This is a genomic window from Bacillus sp. H1a, assembly GCF_000633475.1.
GTDB classification, from domain to species: Bacteria; Bacillota; Bacilli; order Bacillales; family Bacillaceae_G; genus Bacillus_A; species Bacillus_A paramycoides.
Window position 1 is genome coordinate 15151 of record NZ_AYMH01000013.1, and the last position, 26030, is coordinate 41180.

Annotated in this window: 33 protein-coding genes; 24 read left to right on the plus strand and 9 right to left on the minus strand. The window is 36.0% G+C overall.

Going from position 1 to position 26030, the window contains the following annotated elements; genetic code table 11:
- The first annotated feature begins 53 nt into the window (after positions 1-53).
- The 8 genes from U860_RS0105750 to U860_RS0105785 all read left to right on the plus strand — a co-directional run bounded on the left by U860_RS0105750 (position 54) and on the right by U860_RS0105785 (position 6436).
- On the plus strand, positions 54-572 hold the full coding sequence (locus tag U860_RS0105750; protein ID WP_025147730.1) for a ribonuclease H-like YkuK family protein: 519 nt from the start codon (positions 54-56) through the stop codon (positions 570-572).
- 127 nt (positions 573-699) lie between these two features.
- Positions 700-891, plus strand: a complete 192-nt coding sequence (gene abbA, locus U860_RS0105755; RefSeq protein ID WP_002173222.1) for an antirepressor AbbA — start codon at positions 700-702, stop codon at positions 889-891.
- A 168-nt stretch (positions 892-1059) separates the two neighbouring features.
- Positions 1060-1503, plus strand: a complete 444-nt coding sequence (gene cbpB, locus U860_RS0105760) for a cyclic-di-AMP-binding protein CbpB (protein WP_002173221.1) — start codon at positions 1060-1062, stop codon at positions 1501-1503.
- Between the two features lie 177 nt (positions 1504-1680).
- Positions 1681-2565 (plus strand): LysR family transcriptional regulator, encoded by an 885-nt coding sequence (locus tag U860_RS0105765; RefSeq protein WP_025147731.1) that lies wholly within the window; start codon positions 1681-1683, stop codon positions 2563-2565.
- A 71-nt stretch (positions 2566-2636) separates the two neighbouring features.
- Complete coding sequence (gene dapD, locus U860_RS0105770) at positions 2637-3359, plus strand: 2,3,4,5-tetrahydropyridine-2,6-dicarboxylate N-acetyltransferase (RefSeq protein WP_025147732.1); 723 nt, start codon at positions 2637-2639, stop codon at positions 3357-3359.
- A gap of 61 nt (positions 3360-3420) precedes the next feature.
- The gene (locus tag U860_RS0105775) at positions 3421-4551 is read left to right on the plus strand and encodes an N-acetyldiaminopimelate deacetylase (protein WP_025147733.1); all 1131 of its coding nucleotides are present in this window, start codon (positions 3421-3423) and stop codon (positions 4549-4551) included.
- Positions 4552-4820: 269 nt separating this feature from the next.
- Entirely contained in the window at positions 4821-5687 is an 867-nt protein-coding gene (locus tag U860_RS0105780) for a hypothetical protein (protein ID WP_025147734.1), read from the plus strand.
- 83 nt (positions 5688-5770) lie between these two features.
- A complete protein-coding gene (locus U860_RS0105785; protein ID WP_001290442.1) occupies positions 5771-6436 on the plus strand; it encodes a TrkA family potassium uptake protein in 666 nt (221 codons plus the stop codon).
- A 38-nt stretch (positions 6437-6474) separates the two neighbouring features.
- Here U860_RS0105785 and rnjA read toward each other — a convergent pair whose 3' ends face one another.
- Both rnjA and U860_RS0105795 read right to left on the minus strand, forming a co-directional pair.
- A complete protein-coding gene (gene rnjA, locus U860_RS0105790; protein ID WP_025147735.1) occupies positions 6475-8142 on the minus strand; it encodes a ribonuclease J1 in 1668 nt (555 codons plus the stop codon).
- 4 nt (positions 8143-8146) lie between these two features.
- Positions 8147-8359, minus strand: coding sequence for a DNA-dependent RNA polymerase subunit epsilon (locus tag U860_RS0105795; RefSeq protein WP_025147736.1), 213 nt, complete (start codon positions 8357-8359; stop codon positions 8147-8149).
- A gap of 547 nt (positions 8360-8906) precedes the next feature.
- On the opposite strand from U860_RS0105795, the gene U860_RS0105800 reads away from it, so the two are divergent.
- Entirely contained in the window at positions 8907-9680 is a 774-nt protein-coding gene (locus U860_RS0105800) for a Cof-type HAD-IIB family hydrolase (protein ID WP_025147737.1), read from the plus strand.
- Between the two features lie 62 nt (positions 9681-9742).
- On the opposite strand, the gene def is transcribed toward U860_RS0105800, so the two are convergent.
- A complete protein-coding gene (def, locus tag U860_RS0105805) occupies positions 9743-10297 on the minus strand; it encodes a peptide deformylase (protein ID WP_025147738.1) in 555 nt (184 codons plus the stop codon).
- Positions 10298-10464: 167 nt separating this feature from the next.
- Entirely contained in the window at positions 10465-10614 is a 150-nt protein-coding gene (locus U860_RS0105810; protein WP_025147739.1) for a YjcZ family sporulation protein, read from the minus strand.
- Between the two features lie 513 nt (positions 10615-11127).
- On the opposite strand from U860_RS0105810, the gene pdhA reads away from it, so the two are divergent.
- The 5 genes from pdhA to U860_RS32830 all read left to right on the plus strand — a co-directional run bounded on the left by pdhA (position 11128) and on the right by U860_RS32830 (position 16490).
- A complete protein-coding gene (pdhA, locus tag U860_RS0105815; protein ID WP_000536893.1) occupies positions 11128-12243 on the plus strand; it encodes a pyruvate dehydrogenase E1 component subunit alpha in 1116 nt (371 codons plus the stop codon).
- 3 nt (positions 12244-12246) lie between these two features.
- Positions 12247-13224 carry a pyruvate dehydrogenase complex E1 component subunit beta gene (gene pdhB / locus U860_RS0105820; RefSeq protein WP_025147740.1) on the plus strand — a complete coding sequence of 326 codons (978 nt, stop codon included), beginning with the start codon at positions 12247-12249 and terminating at the stop codon, positions 13222-13224.
- A 93-nt stretch (positions 13225-13317) separates the two neighbouring features.
- Positions 13318-14610: a pyruvate dehydrogenase complex dihydrolipoyllysine-residue acetyltransferase gene (pdhC, locus tag U860_RS0105825; RefSeq protein WP_025147741.1), complete on the plus strand. Its 1293-nt coding sequence runs from the start codon at positions 13318-13320 to the stop codon at positions 14608-14610.
- A gap of 5 nt (positions 14611-14615) precedes the next feature.
- Entirely contained in the window at positions 14616-16028 is a 1413-nt protein-coding gene (gene lpdA, locus U860_RS0105830; protein WP_025147742.1) for a dihydrolipoyl dehydrogenase, read from the plus strand.
- Between the two features lie 234 nt (positions 16029-16262).
- Positions 16263-16490: a hypothetical protein gene (locus U860_RS32830; RefSeq protein ID WP_081806621.1), complete on the plus strand. Its 228-nt coding sequence runs from the start codon at positions 16263-16265 to the stop codon at positions 16488-16490.
- Between the two features lies 1 nt (position 16491).
- Here the strand turns inward: U860_RS32830 and U860_RS0105835 are convergent, their stop codons facing one another.
- Entirely contained in the window at positions 16492-16884 is a 393-nt protein-coding gene (locus U860_RS0105835; protein WP_025147743.1) for a DUF1885 family protein, read from the minus strand.
- A gap of 133 nt (positions 16885-17017) precedes the next feature.
- On the opposite strand from U860_RS0105835, the gene U860_RS0105840 reads away from it, so the two are divergent.
- From U860_RS0105840 to U860_RS0105855, 4 genes are all read left to right on the plus strand, one after another.
- Positions 17018-17314 carry a DUF3055 domain-containing protein gene (locus U860_RS0105840; protein ID WP_025147744.1) on the plus strand — a complete coding sequence of 99 codons (297 nt, stop codon included), beginning with the start codon at positions 17018-17020 and terminating at the stop codon, positions 17312-17314.
- A 194-nt stretch (positions 17315-17508) separates the two neighbouring features.
- Complete coding sequence (locus tag U860_RS0105845; protein ID WP_000536778.1) at positions 17509-17637, plus strand: GapA-binding peptide SR1P; 129 nt, start codon at positions 17509-17511, stop codon at positions 17635-17637.
- A gap of 59 nt (positions 17638-17696) precedes the next feature.
- Positions 17697-17825, plus strand: coding sequence for a GapA-binding peptide SR1P (locus tag U860_RS0105850; RefSeq protein ID WP_002173207.1), 129 nt, complete (start codon positions 17697-17699; stop codon positions 17823-17825).
- Between the two features lie 44 nt (positions 17826-17869).
- Positions 17870-17998: a GapA-binding peptide SR1P gene (locus U860_RS0105855; protein ID WP_000536785.1), complete on the plus strand. Its 129-nt coding sequence runs from the start codon at positions 17870-17872 to the stop codon at positions 17996-17998.
- 36 nt (positions 17999-18034) lie between these two features.
- Here U860_RS0105855 and U860_RS0105860 read toward each other — a convergent pair whose 3' ends face one another.
- Positions 18035-18865, minus strand: coding sequence for a protein-glutamine gamma-glutamyltransferase (locus U860_RS0105860; protein ID WP_025147745.1), 831 nt, complete (start codon positions 18863-18865; stop codon positions 18035-18037).
- Positions 18866-18940: 75 nt separating this feature from the next.
- Positions 18941-20413 (minus strand): arginine decarboxylase, encoded by a 1473-nt coding sequence (speA, locus tag U860_RS0105865; RefSeq protein WP_025147746.1) that lies wholly within the window; start codon positions 20411-20413, stop codon positions 18941-18943.
- A 383-nt stretch (positions 20414-20796) separates the two neighbouring features.
- Here speA and U860_RS0105870 point away from each other — a divergent pair, with 383 nt between their 5' ends.
- The gene (locus U860_RS0105870; protein ID WP_025147747.1) at positions 20797-21066 is read left to right on the plus strand and encodes a UPF0223 family protein; all 270 of its coding nucleotides are present in this window, start codon (positions 20797-20799) and stop codon (positions 21064-21066) included.
- 80 nt (positions 21067-21146) lie between these two features.
- On the opposite strand, the gene U860_RS0105875 is transcribed toward U860_RS0105870, so the two are convergent.
- Positions 21147-21773: a DUF1054 domain-containing protein gene (locus tag U860_RS0105875; protein ID WP_002173202.1), complete on the minus strand. Its 627-nt coding sequence runs from the start codon at positions 21771-21773 to the stop codon at positions 21147-21149.
- Between the two features lie 205 nt (positions 21774-21978).
- Here U860_RS0105875 and U860_RS0105880 point away from each other — a divergent pair, with 205 nt between their 5' ends.
- Positions 21979-22167 carry a hypothetical protein gene (locus tag U860_RS0105880; RefSeq protein ID WP_001250168.1) on the plus strand — a complete coding sequence of 63 codons (189 nt, stop codon included), beginning with the start codon at positions 21979-21981 and terminating at the stop codon, positions 22165-22167.
- Positions 22168-22255: 88 nt separating this feature from the next.
- The gene (locus U860_RS0105885) at positions 22256-23047 is read left to right on the plus strand and encodes an inositol monophosphatase family protein (protein WP_025147748.1); all 792 of its coding nucleotides are present in this window, start codon (positions 22256-22258) and stop codon (positions 23045-23047) included.
- A gap of 43 nt (positions 23048-23090) precedes the next feature.
- Here the strand turns inward: U860_RS0105885 and U860_RS0105890 are convergent, their stop codons facing one another.
- Positions 23091-23270: a DUF5325 family protein gene (locus U860_RS0105890; RefSeq protein ID WP_000400127.1), complete on the minus strand. Its 180-nt coding sequence runs from the start codon at positions 23268-23270 to the stop codon at positions 23091-23093.
- Between the two features lie 140 nt (positions 23271-23410).
- Between U860_RS0105890 and typA the strand changes: the two genes are divergently transcribed.
- From typA to U860_RS0105905, 3 genes are all read left to right on the plus strand, one after another.
- Entirely contained in the window at positions 23411-25255 is a 1845-nt protein-coding gene (gene typA, locus U860_RS0105895; protein ID WP_025147749.1) for a translational GTPase TypA, read from the plus strand.
- A 156-nt stretch (positions 25256-25411) separates the two neighbouring features.
- Positions 25412-25714: a YlaH-like family protein gene (locus U860_RS0105900; protein ID WP_025147750.1), complete on the plus strand. Its 303-nt coding sequence runs from the start codon at positions 25412-25414 to the stop codon at positions 25712-25714.
- 14 nt (positions 25715-25728) lie between these two features.
- Positions 25729-26004, plus strand: a complete 276-nt coding sequence (locus U860_RS0105905) for a hypothetical protein (protein ID WP_025147751.1) — start codon at positions 25729-25731, stop codon at positions 26002-26004.
- The last annotated feature ends 26 nt before the right edge of the window (positions 26005-26030 follow it).

A 26030-nucleotide genomic window follows, 5' to 3' on the forward strand; every position in this document is an offset into this window, starting at 1 on the left:
GTCCCATACAATGAGAATACGAAAAGTCTGTCTAATTGAAAGGACGTGACTATGTGGACGGTGAGCATACATTTTATAATGTTTCAGAGAGACATTTGAATTTTGATATGGTCTTTAACCGCATTTGCAGTTTCATTGAAAAGGATCCACGAAATTTATATCGATTATCTATTGGGACAGACTCACAAGCGCATCAAAAGGATACGAGGTTTATTACAGCGATACATATTCATCGGGTTGGAAAAGGAGCATGGGGATGTTTGCACCATAAATCAGTAAAAAACAAGCCAGCAACATTGCGTGAGAAAATATATTTAGAAACACAATTTAGTCAAGAAATCGCCTGTCTATTTACTCCCAATCGTATACAAACAATATGGGATTTATTGCACCCATACGCTCAAGAAGGGGCAGGGTTCATAATGGAAATTCATTTAGATATCGGGAATGATGGTTTAACAAAAGAATTTATTTTAGATATGACGATGAAAATTCAAGCAATGGGATTAACCGCAAAAATTAAACCGGATGCTTATGCGGCGTTTAGTTATGCAAATCGATATACTAAATAGTACGAAACGATTTCTATATATTTGCGGCTTTTAAATACAATTTCCAAAAACTGAATATTACATCTATTAAATAGGTTGAAAATTTTATATAATAAGGGTGACGATGCGAGTGTAAGGAGAGGAGTATATGGAAAAGGAATTAATTTTAACAAAAGAAGAAGAAAGTTTATTACTAGATATTCTGTTTCAGCAAAATTACGCGAGCGAAATTTTAGCTGTGGAGCTTACAGATATTGAGAATGGTTTAAAAAAGACAGATGTGACACAATATAAAAAAATAACAAGATTATTTTACCGATTAAAAAATAAAGGGTATTAAGCGCTACCGGAATGGTAGTCTTTTTTTTGTGTTGTATGCTAAAATAGCTGTGTATCTTTATTTTTATTAGAATAACGTAAGGACAAAATAATAATATGAAAACGCTATCATAAAATGTGAATAGGATCGAGAATATTAGCAGGAAAAAGGAAAGATGGGGGATGTAACATGATTAGTATTCCGAAAGACGAGTTTCAACAAATTCTTGTGAAGGATTTAATGATTTCATCAGAGAAGGTGGCACATGTCCAAATAGGGAATGGTTTAGAACATGCTTTACTCGTTCTTGTGAAATCTGGATATTCGGCGATTCCTGTTCTAGATCCTATGTATAAATTACATGGGTTAATTAGTACTGCTATGATTTTAGACGGTATTTTAGGGTTAGAGCGCATTGAGTTTGAAAGACTTGAGAATATGAAAGTGGAACAAGTGATGAAGGAAGATATTCCAGTTCTTATGTTAGAAGATTCCTTTGCAAAAGCTTTAGAAATGACAATTGATCATCCTTTTATTTGCGCTGTCAATGAAGAAGGGTACTTCGAGGGGATTTTAACACGTCGAGCTATTTTAAAATTGTTGAATAAAAAAGTGAGACAGCATAATCGATAACGTGAAAAAAGTGACTTCATAGAAAAGAAGAAGTCACTTTTTTTCGTGCATATCAGTTGTGTATGTATTATATTTAAAAAGACATAAAACATAAGAAAAGTTTGAGCTGAAAAATCGTTCTTCTGTATAAAAGTATTTAATTAAATTAAGGATGAAAAGCTTATTGAAATTAGGTGTATGGAAGCTAAGGAAAGAGGGAGAAAGTTGCAAATTGATGATTTTCAAATGATGGTTGTGTTAGCTCAGGAATCAAATATGAGAAAAGCGGCGGAACGTTTATTTGTTTCCCAACCTGCGCTTAGCCAACGATTACAATCTATGGAGAAACAATGGGGAATGAAATTTTTTATCCGTTCACAAAAAGGATTGACAATTACACCTGAAGGGGAAAAAGTCGCAAATTATGCAAAAGAAATGTTGCAAAAGGAAGAGGATATAAAAAGTGAACTGGCTGTTTTTAGAACAGAAACTTACGGGACGCTAAAGATAGCTGTTGCGTCAGTCATTGGTCAATATTGGCTTCCGCCTGTTTTGAAAAAATTTGTGCATAAGTATCCTTCTGTGAAGATATCTCTGTTCACTGGCTGGAGTAGTGAAGTTCAAAAGCAATTTTATGAAGGGGACGTTCACGTCGCTATATTAAGAGGATCACAAGAATATAAAGGACAAAAGCAACAATTGTTTGAAGACGAATTATATTTAGTTGATAAAGAAATAAAAGATATTTCGATGTTAAAAGAGACGAATAGACCATTTATTCAATTTAAAAGTGACTCGACCTACTATGGACAAATACAAAATTGGTGGTATGGGTTATTTTCCAATCCACCTAAACGGACGATTGTAGTTGACCAAATTGAAACGTGCAAACAGCTCGTTTTAAATGGTATAGGTTATGCTCTTTTACCTTCGACGGTTTTAAAAGAAGTGCAGGAAAATATGTATAAAACACCTGTTCAATTAACGAGAGAAACATGGTTATTGACGAGCGACTCAGCAAGACAATTGAAGCAAGTGCAAGCATTTTTAGAAATTATAGAAGAAATTCAAATGGAAAAATAAGATTATTGTCTTGCTACTGGCCCTATCGTTTGGTAGAGTAACATTATAAATGGATTTAGGAGGCAACAAGAATGAAAATGATGGACGCTAACGAAATTATTTCGTTTATTCAAAAAAGTGAAAAGAAAACTCCTGTAAAGGTATACATAAAAGGGGATTTAAAAGAAGTAACATTCCCTGAAACAGTACAAGCATTTGTAAATAAAAAATCTGGTGTATTATTCGGAGAATGGTCTGAAATTAAGACAATTCTTGATGCGAATGAAAAGCACATTGTTGATTATGTTGTAGAAAACGACCGTCGTAATTCTGCAATTCCGATGCTTGATTTAAAAGGTATTAAAGCTCGTATCGAGCCAGGTGCGATTATTCGTGATCATGTTGAAATTGGTGACAATGCAGTTATCATGATGAATGCAACAATTAACATCGGTGCTGTAATTGGTGAAGGTTCTATGATCGACATGAATGCAGTACTTGGTGGACGCGCAACGGTTGGTAAAAATTGTCACGTAGGTGCAGGTGCTGTACTTGCAGGTGTTATTGAGCCGCCTTCTGCAAAACCAGTTATCGTTGAAGATGATGTTGTAATTGGTGCAAATGTAGTTGTTTTAGAAGGTGTAACAGTAGGTAAAGGTGCAGTTGTAGCAGCAGGAGCTGTTGTAACAGAAGATGTGCCTCCATATACAGTTGTTGCGGGAACTCCAGCACGTGTAATTAAAGAAATTGATGAGAAGACAAAAGCAAAAACTGAAATTAAACAAGAGCTTCGTCAATTAAACCCAGAGAAATAAAAAACAAAAAGCGTAAGAGCATAAATGGGCTCTTACGCTTTTTATAGATAGAGGTGCAAAAATGACAGTAAGTAAATTTGTCAAAGTTCGTAGAGATTTACATAAGATCCCGGAAATTGGGTTTAAAGAGTGGAAAACACAACAATATATTTTAGATTACATAGGAACGCTCCCTAATGAATATTTGGAAGTGAAGACATGGAAGACAGGTGTAATCGTTAAAGTAAATGGGAAAAAACCAGAGAAAATAATAGGCTATCGCGCGGATATAGATGGTTTACCAATTACAGAGGAAACAGGGTATGAGTTTACTTCCGTTCATGAAGGAATGATGCATGCATGTGGGCATGATTTGCATACGACAATCGGTTTAGGACTTCTAACAGCAGCTGTAAGCGAAAGAATAGATGACGATATTGTGTTTATATTCCAACCAGCAGAAGAAGGGCCAGGCGGTGCTCTTCCTATGTTAGAAAGCGAAGAACTAAAAGAATGGAAGCCGAATATAATTCTTGGTCTTCATATTGCGCCTGAATACCCTGTGGGGACAATTGCAACTAAAGAGGGGTTATTATTTGCAAATACATCAGAGTTATATGTTGATTTAAAAGGGAAAGGTGGACATGCTGCATATCCGCATACAGCAAATGATATGATTGTTGCAGCAAGTCATCTTGTTACACAACTTCAATCAGTTATTAGTCGTAATGTGAATCCTCTTGACAGTGCTGTAATTACAATTGGGAAAATCACAGGCGGTACAGTTCAAAACATCATCGCGGAAAAATCTCGTTTAGAAGGAACGATTCGTACACTATCCGTTGAGTCAATGAGACGTGTTAAAAGTCGAATTGAGGCAATTGTCGCGGGTATAGAAGCTTCTTTCCAATGCGAAGCTGTTATTGACTATGGAGCAATGTATCATCAGGTGTATAACCATGAAGAGTTAACGAGAGAGTTTATGCAATTTGTAGGTGAACAAACAGATATGGATGTCATTACATGTACTGAGGCAATGACAGGTGAAGATTTTGGCTATATGCTTCGAGAGATACCTGGATTTATGTTTTGGCTTGGAGTAAATTCAGAACATGGTTTACATCATGCGAAATTAAAACCAGACGAAGAAGCTATTGAGCAAGCAATTGCATTTTTAGATCAATATGTGAAGTGGAAAGGAAATAGAAAGTAAACTTACTTGCTAACTTTGCAAAAGTTTAGAGTAGGCGCCTCTTAGTTCCGAGACGAAAACACCTTTCATATTTGTTAGTGTTAGACAACTTCATACAAATGGATGAAGTTAAATTTAGCGTATTAATAATGAGTAGGGGGAAGCCGCTGCTCATTATTAATTCTCGCTAATAGGGAAGATAATTGTTTAACTACCTTATATATGTTTACTTTTAGTATAAAAAGTGTGTAAAATCAATGTGATACATAGAAAAAAGGGTGGGGAATTACGTGCAAATTAGCAGTGCGATTTTATGTTTCGTCTTATATGCATATGTTATTATTGCGGCGGTTTATTTTGGGATAAGTTTTTACGCCTATCGTTTAGCGAATAATAGTGAATATGAAGAAACATATAAATGGGTGAAAAGATATTTATCACCTGTACTAGAAATTATGAATGGATTTGTTCTTTTTTTATTTATTGGATTAATTGCTTTCTCAACTAGTTTAGTAGGGAATAAGACTACATTATTTGTACTAGGTATCATTATTTTTATGCTATTAGGAATTCGGATTGGTAATACGGTGTTTTGGAATGAAAGAAAAATAGATGGTTGGACAGGCATGTTAATTCCATGTATGCTCGCTGCGATCGTGACGAATATAGAACATGAATATTATCAATTACATTTTTGGCTTATCATTGTTTTAACAATCCTCTCTGTTTTGTATATAAGTACTGTCGTGCTAACATACATTGCAAATGAAAAAGGAGATACAAAAGGTACACGCTTCTTTAGAGGACGTGCATTATTATGGAGTGTGCCAACAATGGCGGTTATAGGGATTATTGCGATATTAGTAAATGGATATCAATTTTCTAATTGGCAACTGTTTTTAGAAACTTGGTGGATCTTCATTGTTTCGTTTATAGCTTTTTTAGGTGCAACGCATTATTTATTCCATCAACATCATTACATATTGGCACTGTTATTTGCATTTACACAACTTTTATTTGCTTTTTTTGGACAAGAAACATTATTGTTCGTTTTTGAAACGTTTAGTTCGTTTGGGAATATATTTGTATTCGGTATGTTAATTTTCAGTATCGTATTTTATTTGCAACAGTATTTTTATATGCAAAAACAAAAATAAGGATTATATACAGGTTTTTGTAGCAAATATAAAGTATGTTACAATAAAATCACATAGTACTTGATGTTATTGGAGGAATTCCTGTGAGTGAAAAAGAGAAAGAATTTGCTGTCATTGGGCTTGGGCGTTTTGGTGGAAGTATTTGCCGTGAACTAGCGCAATTAGGTATGGAAGTAATGGCAATTGATTCAGATGAAGATAAAATTAATGAGTTTGCAAATATTGCTTCGCATGCTGTAATTGCGGATTCAACAGATGAGATGGTATTAAAAAGTCTTGGTATCCGTAACTTTGACCATGTGGTCGTTGCTATTGGAGATAATTTAAATTCAAGTATTTTAACAACGTTAATTTTGAAAGAATTAGGTGTGAAAAATATTACTGTGAAAGCTCAAAATGACTACCATGAAAAAGTGTTAAGTAAAATAGGGGCAGATCATATTGTGCATCCAGAACGAGATATGGGAAAAAGGATTGCTAATAATATTGCATCAAGTAATGTGTTAGATTACCTAGAGCTTTCAGATGAGCATAGTATTGTAGAGATTATTGCAAATAAGAAAATTGATGGGCACTCTTTAATTGAATTAGACATTCGTGCGAAGTTTGGTTTGAATATTGTAGCAATTAAACGTGGCAAAGAAGTTATCGTATCTCCTCGAGCTACAGAAAATATTCAAGCAGGAGATATATTAATTGTAATTGGTCATGACGATGAAGTAGATCGTTTTAAGCATTTTTTAAGATAAGAGAAAAGGACAATGCCAAGAAGGCATTGTCCTTTTTCTTATATTTCCATAATGATTGGTAAAATCATTGGACGACGTTTCGTTTTTTCGTATAGGAATGGTGCTAATGTGTCTGTAATCTCATTTTTAATTTCAGACCATTGTGTTGTTTTTCGCTCCATTACTTTTTCTAAATGTGTTGTAATTAATGTTTGTGCATCATTGATTAAATCGCTGCTTTCACGCATATAAACGAAACCACGTGAGATGATATCAGGTCCTGCTGCAACTTTAAATTCTTTCATATCAATGCTTACAACTACAATTACAAGCCCTTCTTCAGAAAGAATGCGACGATCACGTAATACGATATTACCGATATCTCCAATACCGTTTCCATCGATATAGACAGAACTAGATGGGATTTTTCCAGCTACGCTTGCTTCGTCAGAACGTAAAGCAAGAACATCTCCATTATCCATAATGAAACAATTTTCTTCTGGAATACCACAATCATTAGCTAATTTCATATGCATACGTTGCATACGATACTCACCATGAATTGGCATGAAATATTTCGGCTTAATAAGACGTAGCATCAACTTCTGTTCTTCTTGTCCACCGTGTCCACTCGTATGAATATTTGAGAGTTTACCATGGATTACATCAGCGCCAGCGCGGTACAACATGTTAATTGTACGACTTACGCTAATTGTATTGCCTGGAATTGGTGAAGAAGAGAAAACAACTGTATCGCCAGGGATAATTTGAATTTGACGATGTGTACCATTAGCAATACGTGAAAGTGCTGCCATCGGCTCACCTTGACTACCTGTACATAAAATAACAACTTTATTAGCTGGTAGGCGGTTTAGCTGAGATGTATCTATGAATGTATCCTTTGGACATCGTATATAACCAAGGTTTTGTCCGATTTCAATAGCAGCTTCCATACTTCGACCGAAAACAGCCACTTTACGATTGTTTTCAACAGCAGCCTCAACAACTTGTTGTAAGCGATGTATATTCGATGCAAAGGTTGCGAATATAATACGACCTTCTACTTTGCGGAATATATCTTGAATACTATCACCAACGCGGCGTTCAGACATCGTAAAGTTCGGAACTTCACTGTTTGTACTATCAGATAGGAGACAAAGTACACCGTCTTTTCCGATTTCGGCCATTTTAGTTAAATCTGCTGGCTCACCGACTGGTGTGAAATCGAACTTGAAATCACCAGTATGAACGACTTGTCCTTGAGGTGTTTTTACAACAACTCCGTATGAATCTGGAATACTGTGAGTTGTACGGAAGAAGGAAACAGATGTCTTTTTAAATTTAATAACATCATCTTCTTGAATTTCATAAAGTTTCGCTTTACGAAGTAATCCGTGCTCTTCTAATTTGTTTTTTATTAGCGCAATTGCTAATTTACCGCCGTAAATTGGAATGTTCACTTGACGTAATAGGTAAGGGATTCCACCGATATGATCTTCGTGACCATGTGTAATGAATAATCCTTTAATTTTATCTTCGTTTTGCACAAAATAAGTGTAATCTGGTATTACATAATCGATTCCGAGAAGTTCGTCTTCTGGAAACTTAATTCCAGCATCAATTATAATAATTTCATCTTGAAATTGAACAGCATATGTATTTTTACCGATTTCACCAAGTCCACCTAGAGCAAAAACGGCAACTTGATCGTTTTTTAGAAATTTCATATGACTATACAATCTCCGCTAATGTTAAATCAGCGTTTTGTTTTTCATATTCAAGATGAGCGCCAGTAACAGACTGAACAAACTCGATATTATATGCGAACTTCTGTAATTTTGTACGAACATCCTTTTCAGACGTAGCCTCTAAATATAAAACTTTTGTATTTTCACGTACTGGGACCTCAGTTAATTTTTCTTGATAAAATACTTTAAAAATCATTTGGAAAACCTCTCCTTGTCTATGTTTTGCATTATCTGTTACTTATTATAAAGCAAACAGTCACGATTTTCATGTTTTTTCGAATGAGAATGAAGAAAAAGCCCGAAATGGGCACAATTTAAGCGATTGTCTTTTTACGGACTAGATCATTTAAATAACGCTTGAGCTTTTTCTTCAGCTTCTTCAGCATGATTACTCCTTCCTTTCCTTATTTGAAACATGCATATTACTAGTGATAACTTCGCCCTCCGTACAAGAAAGAAGAGTAGAAGTGAATTATGAATCTTGTCCTTTCAAGTACAGTGTAAGTTATCTTGTAGTAACGATTAGTAGCCGTTAGTTATAGCTATAGTATGAGAAAGAATGGAAGAGAAAATTCATCCGAACAAGTATCCACATTTTTTACTAATATTATATGCGTATTCCATAAATAAGGTCAGAAAGTGAACGCTTTCTTCACAGATGTTTAATATGTTATACTTTTTTTTGGAATTTGAAAAGTGATAACCAAAATAGGAATATAGAGTGCCAGAAAGGATTTTGACAAATGAATGATAAAATTGTCTTTTTTGATATTGATGGAACATTATTAGATCATGATAAAAAAATTCCGCAATCTACACGAGATGCAGTACGACATTTACAAGAAAAAGGAGTGCATGTAGCGATTGCGACAGGACGTGCTCCATTTATGTTTGAAGATATTCGGAAGGAACTTAATATTCATAACTATGTCAGTTTTAATGGACAGTACGTTGTGTTTGAAGATGAGGTGATATTTAACAATCCATTACATCCAGCTGCTCTACATAAGTTTACTGAGTTTGCAAAACAAGAAGGATATCCCCTTGTATATCTTGATCATCAAGAACTGAAAGCGACAGTAGAATATCATGATTATGTGAAAGAGGGGTTTGGGAGCTTACACTTTAAGCATCCAGCATATGAGCCTGAGTTTTATGAGGAACGCGATATATATCAAACGCTTCTTTTTTGTGAAGTAAATGAAGAAGAAAAGTTTATTCATCAGTATCCGGATTTTCATTTTATACGTTGGCATGCATATTCAATGGATATTATTCCTAATGGTGGCTCTAAGGCAAAAGGAATTGAGAAATTTATTGAGAAATTAGGGTTTAACCGTGAACAAGTATATGCATTTGGGGACGGATTAAATGATTTAGAAATGATTGAAGCAGTAGGAACAGGAATTGTGATGGGGAATGGTCATGAGGACTTGAAAAAACTAGCTAATTATGTGACAAAAGATGTTAGTGAAGACGGTATTTATCATGGGTTGAAATGGGCTGGGTTGTTGTAAGTGGATATGGAACCCATTTCATATAAGTAAAAAGGCGGAAGTTAAATCTTCCGCCTTTTTACTTATCGCTCTAGAGGTTTTGAATCATCAGGAGCTGCAAATGGATTGTCTTTATTAATATGGTCATAGAACATAACACCATTTAAATGGTCGATTTCATGTTGGAATACAATTGCCGGTAACCCTTTTAATCGTAGTTTTACGTCTTCACCGTTAATAGTTGTGGCTCTCACCGTAATCCTTGTGTAACGAGGAACATAACCAGGTACTTCACGGTCTACAGATAGACACCCTTCACCACTTGGTAAATGTGTACGTTCAACAGAATGACTAATAATTTTTGGATTAAATAATGCGTAACTATATAACGTATCATTTGTATCGGTCACATGAACAGCGATCATTTTCTTTGAAACACCGATTTGCGGAGCTGCTAATCCTATTCCAGGGCGTAAATTATATTTTTCAGCCATTTCAGGGTCTTGGCTATTTATTACAAATTCGATCATTTCTTTAAGGGTATTTGTATCTTCTTCGCTTGCTGGTAATGAAACTTCTTCTGCGACTTCTCGCAAAATAGGATTTCCTTCGCGAATTACATCATTCATTGTAAGCATATGTAATCTCTCCTTTCTTCTTTAGTCTACCAAAGGAGATAAAAAAAGTCATTGGCAAGTAAGGTAGGGCTACTTGGAAACAAATCTTCTATAGATAAGTTATGTACATAATAAAAAGAAAAGACGGCAAAGCCGTCTGTTTCTTTCCATAGTTGTTTCATTTTACATTAGCGAATGCAAGCAGCACCAACGATAATTAAAAGGATAAACAACACAACGATTAATGCGAAGCCGCACCCAGATCCGCCGCAAGAACCGCCATAACCGTAGGAAGGATATGAACAAGTCGTTGGATAGCAATATGAGTATCCGTACATGAGATGACCTCCTTTATCATTTCCCGCTAATACTGCGGTTACTTTAATGTATGGAGTAGCAGTAAGGAATGTATGGGTGTTCACCTAGAAAAGGGAGAAGAGTTTGCATATTTTTATTGGGAAGAGAGAAAAACTAAGAAGAATTAAATCGTTTACATATTATTCTAAGAGCAAAAACAAGCTAAAAAGGGAATAATATAACAGTAGGTTAATGCTTACTAATACAGATGTGAAAAATAAAAACACGTTTGTGTAGAGGAAACCTGCATATTATTTATAAAAAAACGTATTCAAAGTAATTGACATCGTAATTAGAATAGTTGTAAACTAAAAAACGTGATCAAGATTGTATTAATATGTTTCTGAAAAAACATTAGTACAGATTGTTAGGTACACAAAATTATTCTCAACCGACAGACAAATTTGTTGGTTTACATTGTTGCGTTTTCAGTCTAGCTAATAGATAGTGAAAGCGTTTCAGAATATGGTTCAAGAGAGGAAGAGGTGAACGGAATGGGTACTAAAACAAAAAAGACCCTATTTAATGTTGATGAGCAAATGAAAGCTATCGCAGCTCAATTTGAAACATTACAAATTTTAAATGAAAAAGGCGAAGTTGTGAATGAAGCAGCTATGCCTGAATTATCTGATGATCAATTAAAAGAATTAATGCGCCGTATGGTGTATACTCGCGTACTAGATCAACGTTCTATTTCTTTAAACCGTCAAGGACGTTTAGGTTTCTACGCACCAACAGCTGGACAAGAGGCTTCTCAATTAGCAAGTCATTTCGCACTTGAAGCAGAAGATTTCATCTTACCAGGATATCGTGATGTTCCACAATTAGTATGGCATGGTTTACCATTATACCAAGCATTCTTATTCTCTCGTGGACATTTCATGGGTAACCAAATGCCTGAGAATGTAAATGCACTTGCTCCGCAAATTATCATCGGTGCGCAAATCATCCAAACTGCTGGTGTTGCGTTAGGTATGAAATTACGTGGTAAAAAATCTGTTGCAATTACTTACACTGGTGACGGTGGTGCTTCACAAGGTGACTTCTACGAAGGTATGAACTTTGCGGGCGCATTCAAAGCTCCAGCAATCTTCGTTGTTCAAAACAACCGTTATGCAATCTCTACTCCAGTAGAAAAGCAATCTGCAGCTAAAACTGTAGCACAAAAAGCAGTAGCAGCAGGTATTTACGGAATTCAAGTAGACGGTATGGATCCACTAGCTGTATACGCAGCAACTGCTTTCGCTCGTGAGCGCGCAGTAAATGGTGAAGGTCCTACTTTAATCGAGACTTTAACATTCCGTTACGGTCCACATACAATGGCTGGTGATGACCCAACTCGTTACCGTACAAAAGACATCGAAAACGAATGGGAACAAAAAGATCCAATCGTACGTTTCCGTGCTTTCTTAGAAAACAAAGGCCTATGGTCTCAAGAAGTAGAAGAGAAAGTAATCGAAGAAGCAAAAGAAGATATCAAACAAGCAATTGCTAAGGCTGACCAAGCTCCAAAACAAAAAGTTACTGATCTAATGGAAATCATGTACGAAAAAATGCCTTACAACTTAGCTGAACAATATGAAATTTACAAAGAAAAGGAGTCGAAGTAAGCCATGGCTCAAATGACAATGATTCAAGCAATCACTGATGCTTTACGCGTTGAAATGAAAAATGACCCTAACGTACTTGTGTTTGGTGAAGACGTTGGTGTAAACGGCGGTGTATTCCGTGCTACTGAAGGTTTACAAGCTGAATTCGGTGAAGATCGTGTAATGGATACTCCACTTGCAGAGTCTGGTATTGGTGGACTTGCAGTTGGACTTGCACTTGAAGGATTCCGTCCAGTTCCAGAAATCCAATTCTTCGGTTTCGTTTATGAAGTAATGGATTCAATTTCTGGTCAATTAGCTCGTATGCGTTACCGTTCTGGTGGACGTTGGACTGCTCCAGTAACAGTTCGCTCTCCATTCGGTGGTGGTGTTCATACTCCTGAACTACATGCTGATAGCTTAGAAGGATTAGTGGCTCAACAACCTGGTCTAAAAGTTGTTATTCCATCTACTCCATACGATGCAAAAGGTCTTTTAATCTCTGCGATTCGTGACAACGATCCAGTTATCTACTTAGAGCATATGAAATTGTACCGTTCATTCCGTCAAGATGTACCAGAAGGCGAATACACAATTGATTTAGGTAAAGCTGATATCAAACGTGAAGGTACAGATGTATCTGTTATCGCTTATGGTGCTATGGTTCACGCTGCATTAAAAGCTGCTGAAGAACTTGAAAAAGAAGGTATCTCTTTAGAGGTTGTTGACTTACGTACAGTTCAACCATTAGATATCGAAACAATTATCGCTTCTGTTGAAAAAACAGGCCGCGTAGTTGTAGTTCAAGAAGCTCAAAAACAAGCTGGTATTGCAGCTAACATTGTAGCGGAAATTAATGACCGTGCAATCTTAAACTTAGAAGCTCCAGTTGTACGTGTTGCAGCTGCTGATACAGTATTCCCATTCTCTCAAGCTGAGAGCGTATGGTTACCAAACCATAAAGATATTGTTGAAGCTGTTAACAAAGTAATGAACTTCTAATTTTTAGCTTTTCATGTGCAAGAGAAATCAGCACATGCTGGTTTCTTTTGTACATATTCTATAATAATGAAATGAATCAGGGGGCTGAATTCCGTGGCATTTGAATTTAAACTACCAGATATCGGTGAAGGTATCCACGAAGGTGAAATCGTAAAATGGTTTATTAAACCAGGCGATGAAGTAAATGAAGACGATGTACTTCTTGAAGTGCAAAATGATAAAGCAGTAGTAGAAATCCCTTCTCCTGTTAAAGGTAAAGTACTTGAAGTACTTGTAGAAGAAGGAACAGTTGCAATTGTAGGAGATACATTAATTAAATTTGATGCTCCTGGATACGAAAACCTTAAATTTAAAGGTGACGATCATGATGCAGCTCCAAAAGCTGAAGAAGCAGCAGTAGAAGCTCCAGCAGCGGAAGCTACTCCAGCAGCAACTGCAGAAGTAGTAAATGAGCGCGTAATCGCTATGCCATCTGTTCGTAAATATGCTCGTGAAAAAGGTGTAGACATTCATAAAGTAGCTGGTTCTGGTAAGAACGGCCGCGTTGTGAAAGCTGACATCGATGCATTTGCAAATGGTGGACAAACTGTAGCAGCAACTGAGGCTCCAGCAGCAGTAGAAGCTACTCCAGCAGCAGCAGCGAAAGAAGAAGCACCAAAAGCACAACCAATCCCAGCTGGTGAATATCCAGAAACTCGTGAGAAAATGAGTGGTATCCGTAAAGCAATTGCGAAAGCAATGGTTAACTCTAAGCATACAGCTCCTCACGTAACATTAATGGATGAAGTAGATGTAACAGAACTTGTTGCTCACCGTAAGAAGTTCAAAGCTGTTGCAGCTGACAAAGGTATTAAATTAACTTACCTTCCATACGTTGTAAAAGCTTTAACATCTGCATTACGTGAATTCCCAATGTTGAATACTGCTTTAGACGATGCTTCTCAAGAAATCGTTCATAAACATTACTTCAACATCGGTATCGCAGCTGATACAGACAAAGGTCTATTAGTACCAGTTGTTAAAGATACAGATCGTAAATCTATCTTCACTATCTCTAACGAGATCAATGAACTTGCTGGTAAAGCACGTGAAGGTCGTTTAGCTCCAACTGAAATGAAAGGTGCTTCTTGCACAATTACAAACATTGGTTCTGCAGGTGGACAATGGTTCACTCCAGTTATCAATCACCCAGAAGTAGCAATCCTTGGTATCGGCCGTATCGCTGAGAAACCAGTTGTGAAAAACGGTGAAATCGTTGCAGCTCCAGTATTAGCATTATCTCTAAGCTTTGACCATCGTTTAATTGACGGCGCAACTGCTCAAAAAGCATTAAACCAAATTAAACGTTTATTGAATGACCCACAATTATTAGTAATGGAGGCGTAATAACAATGGTAGTAGGAGATTTCCCAATTGAATTAGATACAGTCGTTGTTGGTGCAGGTCCTGGTGGATACGTTGCGGCAATTCGTGCAGCACAATTAGGTCAAAAGGTAGCAATTATTGAAAAAGCTAACCTTGGTGGCGTATGCTTAAACGTTGGATGTATTCCTTCAAAAGCGTTAATCAATGCAGGTCATCGTTATGAGAATGCAATGCATTCTGATGACATGGGTATCACTGCAGAGAACGTAAAAGTTGACTTTACAAAAGTTCAAGAATGGAAAAACGGCGTAGTTAAGAAATTAACTGGCGGTGTTGAAGGCCTTCTTAAAGGTAACAAAGTTGAAATCATTCGCGGTGAAGCTTACTTCGTAGATGCTAACACATTACGCGTAATGACTGAAGATGCAGCTCAAACTTATACGTTTAAAAATGCTGTTCTTGCAACTGGTTCTACACCAATCGAAATTCCTGGATTCAAATACTCTAAACGTGTTATCAACTCTACGGGTGCATTAAGCTTACCTGAAATTCCTAAAAAACTTGTTGTAATCGGCGGCGGTTATATCGGTATGGAATTAGGAACTGCATATGCTAACTTCGGTACAGAAGTTACTGTAGTAGAAGCTGGCGACGAAATCTTAGCTGGTTTTGAAAAAGCAATGAGCTCTGTTGTTAAGCGTGCCCTTCAGAAAAAAGGCAACGTAAATATCCATACAAAAGCTATGGCTAAAGGCGTTGAAGAAACAGAAACTGGCGTAACAGTTAGCTTCGAAGTTAACGGTGAAGTAAAAACTGTAGAAGCAGATTACGTATTAGTAACTGTAGGTCGTCGTCCAAATACTCAAGAAATCGGTCTTGAGCAAGTTGGAGTTAAAATGACTGACCGCGGTATCATCGAAATCGATGAGCAATGCCGTACAAATATTTCAAACATCTATGCAATCGGTGATATCGTTCCTGGACCACCATTAGCTCACAAAGCTTCTTACGAAGGTAAAGTAGCTGTTGAAGCAATTAGTGGCCATGCATCAGCAATCGATTACATCGGAATTCCTGCAGTATGCTTCACTGATCCAGAATTAGCATCTGTTGGTTACACTAAGAAACAAGCTGAAGAAGCAGGAATGGCAGTAACTGTATCTAAGTTCCCATTCGCTGCAAACGGTCGTGCGTTATCATTAAACAGCACTGACGGTTTCTTACAACTTGTAACACGTAAAGAAGATGGTCTTCTTGTAGGTGCACAAGTTGCAGGTGCAGGCGCTTCTGATATTATCTCTGAGATTGGTTTAGCTATCGAAGCTGGAATGACAGCGGAAGATATCGCTCAAACAATCCATGCTCACCCAACATTAGGTGAAATCACAATGGAAGCAGCTGAAGTTGCTCTTGGAATGCCAATTCACATTGTAAAATAATTTAAGTAATGTAAATAACCCATCTCTTATTTTAAGAGATGGGTTATTTTTATTTCCATAAAATGAGTTGCAAGGTCTTTATATGTACTTGTCGAATGAATATATAATACTTTAATGAACTGTTAAAACATATGTTACTTTAAAAGTGGTATATATGCCCTCGTATAATATGTAATTGATTCAAATTTAACCCCATATATTAATAAAATAGAGCATGTCAAAGGAGAAGGTTCCATGAAAATATTACATGTTATATTTTATCATTTTCTACTATGGAGTGGTTTTTTCATTGTATTATCATTATCAAATGGAGATAAATTCCATTACAAAGTAATTCTCTTTTTCGTATTTCTTTATTTAGCGTATGTGATAGCATGTTTTGTATTACACGTCAGGAAACGGGCTCTATTTCTTACGTGTTCAAATTGTATACTTTTTTTTATCATATTATCGATTTTTTAAGTTAGCGTTTATAGAAATACATTGTTCTTCCATTAAATAATTGTAACTCTCCTTCTAATTTCTTCGCTAGAAAACGGCTAAATTCGTTTGCTTTTCCTTTATCACCGAATGTTGCTGTAGTGGGTAAAGAAATCTGAATGAAAGATTGTTCATTTTCTATCCCGATTCCAACATAAATTGAATCATATCGATCGTGACTAGATTGAAGTTTTAATGTTGTTGCTGATGTATCTAATATTTCATAAGGAAAAGCTGTATTTGTATAAGTATAATTAATTTGATCACCAGTCTTGGAGGTGATGGTTTTATAGTAATGAAAAAGGTGTTTTACATCTTCTATTGAAACAGATTGTTTATTGGATTTAGGTACAAGTGTGATAAAGGCATGTTGCATATAAATTCCCCCTAGCTTAGTAGAATAATATAATTCTACATCCTACTGAATTTTTTGACAATTAAAAGGAGTATTACTTTTTTTGTTTAATATATTTATGAGTAGGAAGTGTTACTTAGAAAGGTGGAAACTAATGTTTGAAAAATTGTATGATGAGCATGAAAGTGTGAAGGTACGATTTTTAGGGTTTATGACGCATGATACACGCTATGATTTTGGAGTTATTTATACAAATATGTTTTTTGGAAAGCCACTCATTGTTTGCATGCAAACAGGAAGATCGACTTTGCTTGGACAAGATGATGTGGAGAATGTTCAATATATACAAGAAACTTTTAAGTTAGGATCGGAAGAGGAAGCCGAGGAGGTAGCTCAGTTTTTTAAATTTCTTGTTCCGTCTACATCTTTACATGCGGAGTATGAAGAATAATTAATGAGAAACAGTCGTACGTATGGATATGGCTGTTTTTTCATGTTAATATCGCATACTAATTAAAATTAAAAATATTTAATGTGTTATACTAAAAACCTATTGACGTAAAAAGTATAACATATTAAAATAAAGACAGAAAGTTAAGCGGTTACAAAAGTTTTTGGGATTATAAACTTAGGGGGAAATGAAAAATGGGAACAATCGTATGTCAAGATTGTGAAGGTACAATTGCACACTTCGAGGATGAGAAAGTAACGGTACTTTACGGAAAATGTGGATCTTGCGGATGTGATCACACAGAGCATACAAAAGCCCAATAATTGATAGGAAATGGACAGCTAAAAGTTTTTAGGACCATAAACTTAGGGGGAAATGAAAAATGGGAACAATCGTATGTCAAGTTTGCGAAGGAACAATCGCACATTTTGAGGATGAGAAAACGACAGTACTTTATGGGAAGTGTGGATCAAATTGTGACTGTGCTAGTAGAGACAATGCGAAAGCTTAATCATATATAAGTAGATTATTCTTAAAACTCAGGGGGACATGAAAATGGGAACAATCGTATGCCAAGTTTGTGAAGGAACAATCGCACATTTTGAAGATGAAAAATCAACAGTACTTTATGGGAAGTGTGGATCTCATTGCGAATGTGACCATAAAGAACATACAAAAGCTTAATGATAAGAGAAAACGCCTACTTGTGTAGGCGTTTTTTTAATAGATTGTAGTTGTATGTCCAACTGTTGCAACGATTGCATCATCTCTAATAGGGATAAATCCTATTGCTGTTTGTGGCGTGTTAGGAGAAGTGTAGTGACTCATAATACGACTATCAATACGAGTAATAAAATCGGTCAAATAAGCTGAAATAAAAGCGTAAGGAATCCTTCGTTCATTTAATGAATAAATAATTTCCTCTTTCGTTTTTACGCCTACACCATGTCCGTAAAAAAAGGAATTTCCTAGATAAATTGTGTTTTCTCCTTGCCACTCAATCGTAGCTGGATTCACTTGTGGGTTTTTAAAGTAAACGAGGTCACCTGGAACGATATCGCCACTTGTTTTTGTTATGAGCTTTAAGTCGCGATCGTAGTCCCATGTATAAAGTAAAAGGTTCGCGAATAGACGGTTGAAAGTTTCTTCCTCATATAATGCTAGTAATGCTTTGTAAAAAATGATAATCATTGCGGTGGCGCATTCAGTTCCATATAGTTTTCCATTTTTAAAAATATCTTGGATGGCAATAGAGGGTGGTACGTTTGGAAGTAGTTGAAACCCTCCAAGTGATGTTCTTTCCCAAAACTGAGGGTTGCAAAAAGATTGTTGAAATGTACGAAACTGAAAGCCACTTTGAAAAAGTTCTAGCGCGGAAGTAATGATATTAACTCGTAAATTAAGATCAAAGCTGAGTTCATCAGCTGTTCGGAAGGAATAAACTTCTTGATTTCCCGCCATTATGGATAAAATTTGTTGTTTCTCAGCTGCAAATGGCTCATATTCATTTGTGATATAAGGGTGTACAATAGAACGGCCTATCACAATCATAATGGTATCCCCACCTATACGTTACATTCTTTAGTATCGTATGAGGAAAAGAAAAAAAGGTGAAAGAAAAGCCTATCAACTGATAGGCTTGTATTCTTTAATAACACGTAATGTTTGTAATGTCATATCTTCTGGGCCTTGTACAGGTAACCCAGCTTCTAAATTTTTACGAATATACTCTAAGTTTTCTTGTGTAATAATTTCCCCCGGAGTAAAGATTGGAATCCCTGGCGGATAAACCATAACAAAATCAGCTATAATACGACCTGCTGCGTTTTCAAATGGAATGACTTCCGTTTCTGAATAAAAAGCATCTCTAGGAGAAAGTGCTAGCACAGGTATTTCGGGTATTTCTACTTGTACTTGAACACCTTTATCCGCTCTATTTCTAAATGTTGCTGCTAAATCTTGTAATGCTCTAATAAGTATATTTGTTTCACTTTCTGTATCACCAAAAGTGACAAGACAAAGTATATTATATAAATCAGAGAGTTCGACTTCAATGTTGAAATGTTCTCTAAGCCATACTTCAGCCTGATGGCCTGTAATACCTAAATCTTTTACAGATACAATTATCTTTGTAGGATCATAGTTAAAAGTAGCATCTGTGCCTAGCATCTCTTTTCCAGGACAATAAAGATGCTCAATAACATTTATAGCATCACGAACATGTTCAGCTAATTGTATTGTTTGTTCTATGAGAGCTTTTCCTTCTGTAGCAAGACGTTTTCTAGCAACATCAAGTGATGCTAACAAAATGTAAGAAGTTGATGTAGTCGTAAGCATGCTAATAATGGATTGAACATGTTTTACGTTAACAAGACCCTCTTTTACATTAAGAATAGAGCTTTGGGTTAAAGACCCTCCTAATTTGTGAACACTTGTTGCTGCCATATCTGCACCCGCTTGCATAGCAGACATCGGCAGTTCATCATGAAAATGGATATGAACACCGTGAGCTTCATCAACAAGTACAGGAATATCGTAAGAATGAGCTAATTCTACAATCTGCTCTAAGTCTGCAGCAAACCCAAAATATGTTGGATTTATAACAAGTAAACCTTTCGCATCTGAGTGCTCTTCAAGAGCCTTTTTGACAGATTGAATTGTAATCCCATGTGAAATACCGAGCTTCGGATCAATCTCAGGATGCATGAAAATTGGTTTTGCACCTGAGAAAATAATAGCTGACATTACTGATTTATGCACATTTCGTGGCACGAGGATTTTATCCCCAGGACCGCAAACGCTCATCACCATTGTCATAATTGCACCACTTGTACCTTGAATAGAAAAGAATGTATGATCTGCACCGAAAGCAGCGGCTGCTAAATCCTGTGCTTCTTTAATCATACCCTTTGGATGATGTAAATCATCGAGCGGCGCAATATTAATTAAATCAATTGCTAATGCATTATGCCCAATAAATTCGCGAAATGTAGGATCCATGCCTTGTCCTTTTTTATGACCAGGAATATGGAATTGAATTGGATTTCGCTTACTGTGCTCAACTAAAGCGGTAAACAATGGTGTTTCGTATTGGGACAATCTATACACCCCTTCTTCTTTGTAATATTTATTAGAGTTTGTTTTATATGATTTCATCTCATTCTAAAAGGAAATTAAGATGACATACTTTTAGAACGTGACTTGTTTTTCTGCCATTCACAAAAGCCTTTTTGGGGATGGTAGTCTCACTTTATTTTCTATAAAACAAAAGCATTATATCACCAATAATTATAGATGTATAGAAAAAATTCATTTTCAAGGTGAGTATGTTTAATAGTTATATTTAAAATACCGCAAAGAGGAAGACAATTCCATTGAAATGGATAAATGGTGTATAATGCAGAGTGGCTATAGTGAAGAATAAAAGTTTCTCTTAAAGGTAGCATAATGGAAAAAGAAAGAATACTGAATGAGGTGCAAAAATGGAATATCAATATCCACTTGACTACGATTGGTCAAATGAAGAAATGGTAGCAGTTGTAAAGTTTTATGAAGCGATTGAAAAGGTATATGAAAAAGGAGTTTTGAGAGAAGATTTGATGGAATTATATCGTCGTTTTAAAGAGATTGTGCCATCGAAGGCAGCGGAGAAAAAAATAGATAAAGAATTTCAAGAAGTAAGTGGATATTCTATATATCGTGCGATTCAAAAAGCAAAAGAAGTAGCGGAACAAAAGATTGTAAAAATGTAAAAAAATTTTGAAAAATAAAATACAAAGTGCTATAATGTGATAACAACTAAAAACGGACAATATAAATTGTCCGTTTTCTGCTATCGATTACAAAGTGCATATAAAGGAAGGAGTGATTGCATCGTAGATTCAATCTTAGCAAGGAATTGTTCGTTGGTCATTGCTGAAAACTCCTCTGGTGATATATGAATACCGACTAATAATTCTGCTTTTTTCACAGTAGCTAAACGTTCAATCATCTTTTGTAAGTCTTCCGTTTCAAGCGTTTCATGTAATTTTACACCTGGTTTAGTATGGTCAATGGACCAAACGAAGTCATTTGGAATATTTGTTTTTAAATCATTTAAATGTTCTAAGAAGGCGTGAGCCGTCTCCACTTTTTGTGGACACTCATAGATTAAACCAAAGTATATGAAGGCATGAGTACCCCATAAACCAATTTGAAAGTGTGGTAACATTTTATATCCACGTTTATTTGTTGAAAAAGCAACCCAAGTATCGTTTGGTGGATTGACTTTGCGGCGTGCATGTTTTGCTACATGGTAGAAAAAGTTTTCATCAGTTTGTTGTGATAAATATTCTGCAAACTGTTCCCCTAAAGCTTCTAGCTTAGGATGAATATTCGTTTTAATTGCGCTCATTCGTTCTTCAAGACCATCAACAGTAAAGACTTCAAAATCAGTTGATGTGAATGTTTGTAGTGTCATGATTGTTCCTCCAACTCCTATTTTGTTTTAATTTTAGCATAGCTTGTACTATTCATAAAAAAAACAGCACAAAAAAATTTAAATAAAAAAATATAATTTTGTTGCATAGATGATTTATCCAACATAGTATAGTATAAAACAAAAAATCAGAAAATTGAATCAATTCTAGTCCGAGGGCAGACGAATATTGGGAGGAGGCAAAAAAATGAGACAGGTGATTAATGCGTTAAAGAGAACAGATGCTGAAAAAAGAATTCCGGTGCTACGTTTGGAGCTAGATTATGAATTAGCAACTTTATATGATGCGATGATGGAGAACGACAAACAGAAAAAAGAAGAGTGCGTACAAAAATTAGAAGTGTTAAGACTTGAAATGATTCGTTTAGAAGCGTAATAATAGTATATGTATAAAAAATTAGTTGGTGCGAACCTTATAAAGGGTTCGTTTTTTCTGTGAACAGTATAGATCGGAGTGTTTAAACATGCAAGAGGTATGGAAAGACATCGATACACACGCGAAACAGTGGATTCGAGAAGCGGGAGAACGTTTAATGGCTTCACTGAAAAAAGCACTTATTATAGAAACAAAATCCAATGCAGCTGATTTAGTAACGAACATGGATCGAGAAACGGAGCAGTTTTTAATTGGGAAAATTAAAGAAACATTCCCGGCTCATAATATTTTAGGAGAAGAGGGCTACGGAGATGAGATTACTTCTTCTAATGGGGTTGTTTGGTTAATTGATCCAATTGACGGCACGATGAACTTTGTTCATCAAAAAAGGAATTTCGCAATCTCAATTGGGATTTATGAGAACGGTATTGGAAAGATTGGTCTTATTTATGATCCAGTTCATGACGAATTGTATCATGCGGTAAAGGGAAATGGCGCTTTTTGTAATGATTTATCTATTCCTCCGCTGGAAGAAGGAACAGTAGAACAGGGAATTATAGCTCTAAATGCGGTATGGCTTACCGAAAACCCATTACTTAATATGGAAAAAATGATGAGGCTCGTTAAGAAAGCGAGAGGTACGAGGTCTTATGGTTGTGCAGCGTTAGAAATGGTATATGTTGCAACGGGAAGATTAGATGCATATGTAACACCGCGCTTATCGCCGTGGGATTTTGGCGGGGGACAGATTATTGTAGAAGAAGTTGGCGGTAAAGTGACAACGTTTTTAGGAACGCCTCTTTCCATTGTAGAGAAAAGCAGCGTGTTAGTTGCAAAACCAGGGGTATACGAAGAATTATTCCCACTTGTATCTCAGTAACAAAAAAAGTAAGAGGCATAAAGGAGCTTCTTACTTTTTAATGTTATTGCGATTTACGCATTTTTCTTTTTGTTACAAAACCGTATCCAACTGTAACAAATGTGCCGATAATGCAAATAATAATGCCGATGGGACTATTTTCAGCAATCATAATTCCGATACCAATTAAGAAGATAACACCGATAATTGCTGTTAATAAAAAGCGATATTGAATGTGTTCCATTTCTTCACCCTCCAATCTCATTTTACTTTCACAAAAGTAAGAATACAACTATATTTTCATTCTTGATTTTATTTTGATTGCCATTGTATCCCCTTCGCTCTTATAATAGAGAAGGATTAAAAAGACATTAGGAGTTGGACATGTTGAAAAAACGACAAGATTTACGAAATATAGCAATTATTGCCCACGTTGACCATGGTAAAACAACACTTGTTGACCAGTTATTACGTCAAGCGGGGACGTTCCGTGCGAATGAACACATTGAAGAACGCGCAATGGACTCAAATGATCTAGAAAGAGAACGTGGTATTACAATTTTAGCGAAGAATACTGCGATTCACTATGAAGATAAAAGAATTAACATTTTAGATACACCTGGTCACGCTGACTTCGGTGGAGAAGTAGAACGTATCATGAAAATGGTTGATGGTGTTCTACTTGTTGTTGATGCATATGAAGGTTGTATGCCACAAACACGATTTGTTTTAAAGAAAGCTCTTGAGCAAAATTTAACGCCAATCGTTGTTGTAAACAAAATTGACCGTGACTTCGCTCGCCCTGATGAAGTAGTTGATGAAGTAGTCGACTTATTCATCGAACTTGGTGCAAACGAAGATCAATTAGAGTTCCCAGTTGTATTTGCATCAGCAATGAACGGAACAGCAAGCTTAGATTCAAATCCAGCAAACCAAGAAGAGAATATGAAATCATTATTTGACACAATCGTTGAACATATTCCAGCACCAATTGATAATAGCGAAGAGCCACTTCAATTCCAAGTAGCACTTCTTGATTACAACGACTATGTTGGTCGTATCGGGGTTGGACGCGTATTCCGTGGTACAATGAAAGTAGGACAACAAGTTGCATTAATGAAGGTTGACGGAAGTGTAAAACAATTCCGTGTAACTAAATTATTTGGTTACATTGGATTAAAACGTCAAGAAATTGAAGAAGCAAAAGCTGGAGATTTAGTAGCTGTTTCAGGTATGGAAGACATTAACGTAGGTGAAACGGTATGTCCGGTTGAGCATGAAGAGGCTTTACCATTATTACGTATTGATGAGCCAACACTACAAATGACATTCCTTGTAAATAACAGTCCATTTGCAGGTCGTGAAGGTAAATACATTACATCTCGTAAAATTGAAGAGCGTCTTCGTTCACAATTAGAAACAGATGTAAGTTTACGTGTAGATAATACAGATTCTCCTGATGCATGGATCGTATCTGGACGTGGGGAATTACATCTATCTATCTTAATTGAAAATATGCGTCGTGAAGGTTATGAACTACAAGTATCTAAGCCTGAAGTAATTATTAAAGATGTTGATGGCGTGAGATGTGAGCCTGTAGAGCGCGTACAAATCGATGTACCTGAAGAATACACAGGTTCTATTATGGAATCTATGGGTGCACGTAAAGGTGAAATGTTAGATATGGTGAATAACGGAAACGGTCAAGTTCGCCTTACTTTCATGGTTCCAGCACGTGGTTTAATTGGTTACACAACAGAATTCTTAACATTAACTCGTGGTTACGGTATTTTAAACCATACATTCGATTGTTACCAACCAGTACATGCTGGACAAGTTGGTGGACGTCGTCAAGGTGTTCTAGTTTCACTTGAAACAGGAAAAGCATCACAATACGGTATTATGCAAGTTGAAGATCGCGGTGTAATCTTCGTTGAACCAGGTACAGAAGTATATGCTGGTATGATCGTTGGAGAACATACACGTGAGAATGATTTAACAGTTAACGTTGTAAAAATGAAACAACAAACTAACATTCGTTCTGCAACGAAAGATCAAACTTCAACAATGAAAAAACCACGCTTAATGACTTTAGAAGAGTCATTAGAGTACTTAAACGATGACGAGTTCTGTGAAGTAACTCCAGAATCAATTCGTTTACGTAAAAAGATTCTTGATAAGAGCGAGCGCGAAAGAGCTGCTAAGAAAAAGAAATCTGTTGAAGCGTAAAATAATAGAACAGCTACCTTTTATAAAGGTAGCTGTTTTTATTTTGTTTATTTTTTTAGAATATTTACTCTTTTTGTAGACAGTAATTTTTTTGCGGGTTAATCTAGTATTAAGTACATAAAGAGAATTTGTTTTCATGAGAAGGGGTGAAAGGTAGTGTTAGAAAGAATGTCATTTTTCGCGAAATTGTGCAAAGTCGATGAAAATCCAGAACTAGGGATGTGGTTGCTTTATGGAACAATTATTATATTAAGTGCACTTGTATATAATTTAGGATTCGCAAGGAAACTATCGGTACTGAAAAATATAGTGATATATACATCTTTAGCAATTGGATGCACGGTATTAACTTTCTTTGCAGTTTTTTTACCTGTTGGAGAAGGGCTCGTTGTGGCGGCAATTGTACTTGGAATTTATAAACTGCGTTTACGTCAAGCTAGACAACAAAAAGCAGGGTGAAAAGGGGGACTTCCATGCGCTCAGTACAAGATGCACTATATAATTGGTTAACAATTAAAACGGTTGCGGAAGCGCGCCCAGATGATAATGCCGCACAAGAAACGTATTTATTATTTCAAAATATGATATATGAAGAGCATAAATTAAGAAATGTAGAAGTTGAAAAGAACGAGGAAATGTATTTGATTACATATGAAATTGATGGGGAAATGAGGTGTGCAAGATTTCCAGTAGAAGCAATTGATTGTTTTTTGGATCAGATGAATCGTGAACCAGAAAAATACAAATAAGTCCTTATCTATATGATTAAGGACTT

Bases quoted from the DNA above. Each gene is read 5' to 3' on its own strand.
- U860_RS0105905 (WP_025147751.1), top strand. From the start codon at position 25,729: ATGCGCTCAGTACAAGATGCACTATATAATTGGTTAACAATTAAAACG.
- U860_RS0105800 (WP_025147737.1), top strand. From the start codon at position 8,907: ATGAATGATAAAATTGTCTTTTTTGATATTGATGGAACATTATTAGAT.
- cbpB (WP_002173221.1), top strand. From the start codon at position 1,060: ATGATTAGTATTCCGAAAGACGAGTTTCAACAAATTCTTGTGAAGGAT.
- U860_RS0105765 (WP_025147731.1), top strand. From the start codon at position 1,681: ATGGAAGCTAAGGAAAGAGGGAGAAAGTTGCAAATTGATGATTTTCAA.
- pdhA (WP_000536893.1), top strand. From the start codon at position 11,128: ATGGGTACTAAAACAAAAAAGACCCTATTTAATGTTGATGAGCAAATG.
- U860_RS0105775 (WP_025147733.1), top strand. From the start codon at position 3,421: ATGACAGTAAGTAAATTTGTCAAAGTTCGTAGAGATTTACATAAGATC.
- rnjA (WP_025147735.1), bottom strand. From the start codon at position 8,142: ATGAAATTTCTAAAAAACGATCAAGTTGCCGTTTTTGCTCTAGGTGGA.
- abbA (WP_002173222.1), top strand. From the start codon at position 700: ATGGAAAAGGAATTAATTTTAACAAAAGAAGAAGAAAGTTTATTACTA.
- U860_RS0105885 (WP_025147748.1), top strand. From the start codon at position 22,256: ATGCAAGAGGTATGGAAAGACATCGATACACACGCGAAACAGTGGATT.
- U860_RS0105875 (WP_002173202.1), bottom strand. From the start codon at position 21,773: ATGACACTACAAACATTCACATCAACTGATTTTGAAGTCTTTACTGTT.
- typA (WP_025147749.1), top strand. From the start codon at position 23,411: ATGTTGAAAAAACGACAAGATTTACGAAATATAGCAATTATTGCCCAC.
- U860_RS0105855 (WP_000536785.1), top strand. From the start codon at position 17,870: ATGGGAACAATCGTATGCCAAGTTTGTGAAGGAACAATCGCACATTTT.
- U860_RS0105890 (WP_000400127.1), bottom strand. From the start codon at position 23,270: ATGGAACACATTCAATATCGCTTTTTATTAACAGCAATTATCGGTGTT.
- U860_RS0105845 (WP_000536778.1), top strand. From the start codon at position 17,509: ATGGGAACAATCGTATGTCAAGATTGTGAAGGTACAATTGCACACTTC.
- U860_RS0105860 (WP_025147745.1), bottom strand. From the start codon at position 18,865: ATGATTGTGATAGGCCGTTCTATTGTACACCCTTATATCACAAATGAA.
- dapD (WP_025147732.1), top strand. From the start codon at position 2,637: ATGAAAATGATGGACGCTAACGAAATTATTTCGTTTATTCAAAAAAGT.
- pdhB (WP_025147740.1), top strand. From the start codon at position 12,247: ATGGCTCAAATGACAATGATTCAAGCAATCACTGATGCTTTACGCGTT.
- U860_RS0105810 (WP_025147739.1), bottom strand. From the start codon at position 10,614: ATGTACGGATACTCATATTGCTATCCAACGACTTGTTCATATCCTTCC.
- U860_RS0105840 (WP_025147744.1), top strand. From the start codon at position 17,018: ATGTTTGAAAAATTGTATGATGAGCATGAAAGTGTGAAGGTACGATTT.
- U860_RS0105835 (WP_025147743.1), bottom strand. From the start codon at position 16,884: ATGCAACATGCCTTTATCACACTTGTACCTAAATCCAATAAACAATCT.
- U860_RS0105850 (WP_002173207.1), top strand. From the start codon at position 17,697: ATGGGAACAATCGTATGTCAAGTTTGCGAAGGAACAATCGCACATTTT.
- lpdA (WP_025147742.1), top strand. From the start codon at position 14,616: ATGGTAGTAGGAGATTTCCCAATTGAATTAGATACAGTCGTTGTTGGT.
- U860_RS0105870 (WP_025147747.1), top strand. From the start codon at position 20,797: ATGGAATATCAATATCCACTTGACTACGATTGGTCAAATGAAGAAATG.
- U860_RS0105795 (WP_025147736.1), bottom strand. From the start codon at position 8,359: ATGATTTTTAAAGTATTTTATCAAGAAAAATTAACTGAGGTCCCAGTA.
- def (WP_025147738.1), bottom strand. From the start codon at position 10,297: ATGCTTACAATGAATGATGTAATTCGCGAAGGAAATCCTATTTTGCGA.
- U860_RS0105880 (WP_001250168.1), top strand. From the start codon at position 21,979: ATGAGACAGGTGATTAATGCGTTAAAGAGAACAGATGCTGAAAAAAGA.
- U860_RS32830 (WP_081806621.1), top strand. From the start codon at position 16,263: ATGAAAATATTACATGTTATATTTTATCATTTTCTACTATGGAGTGGT.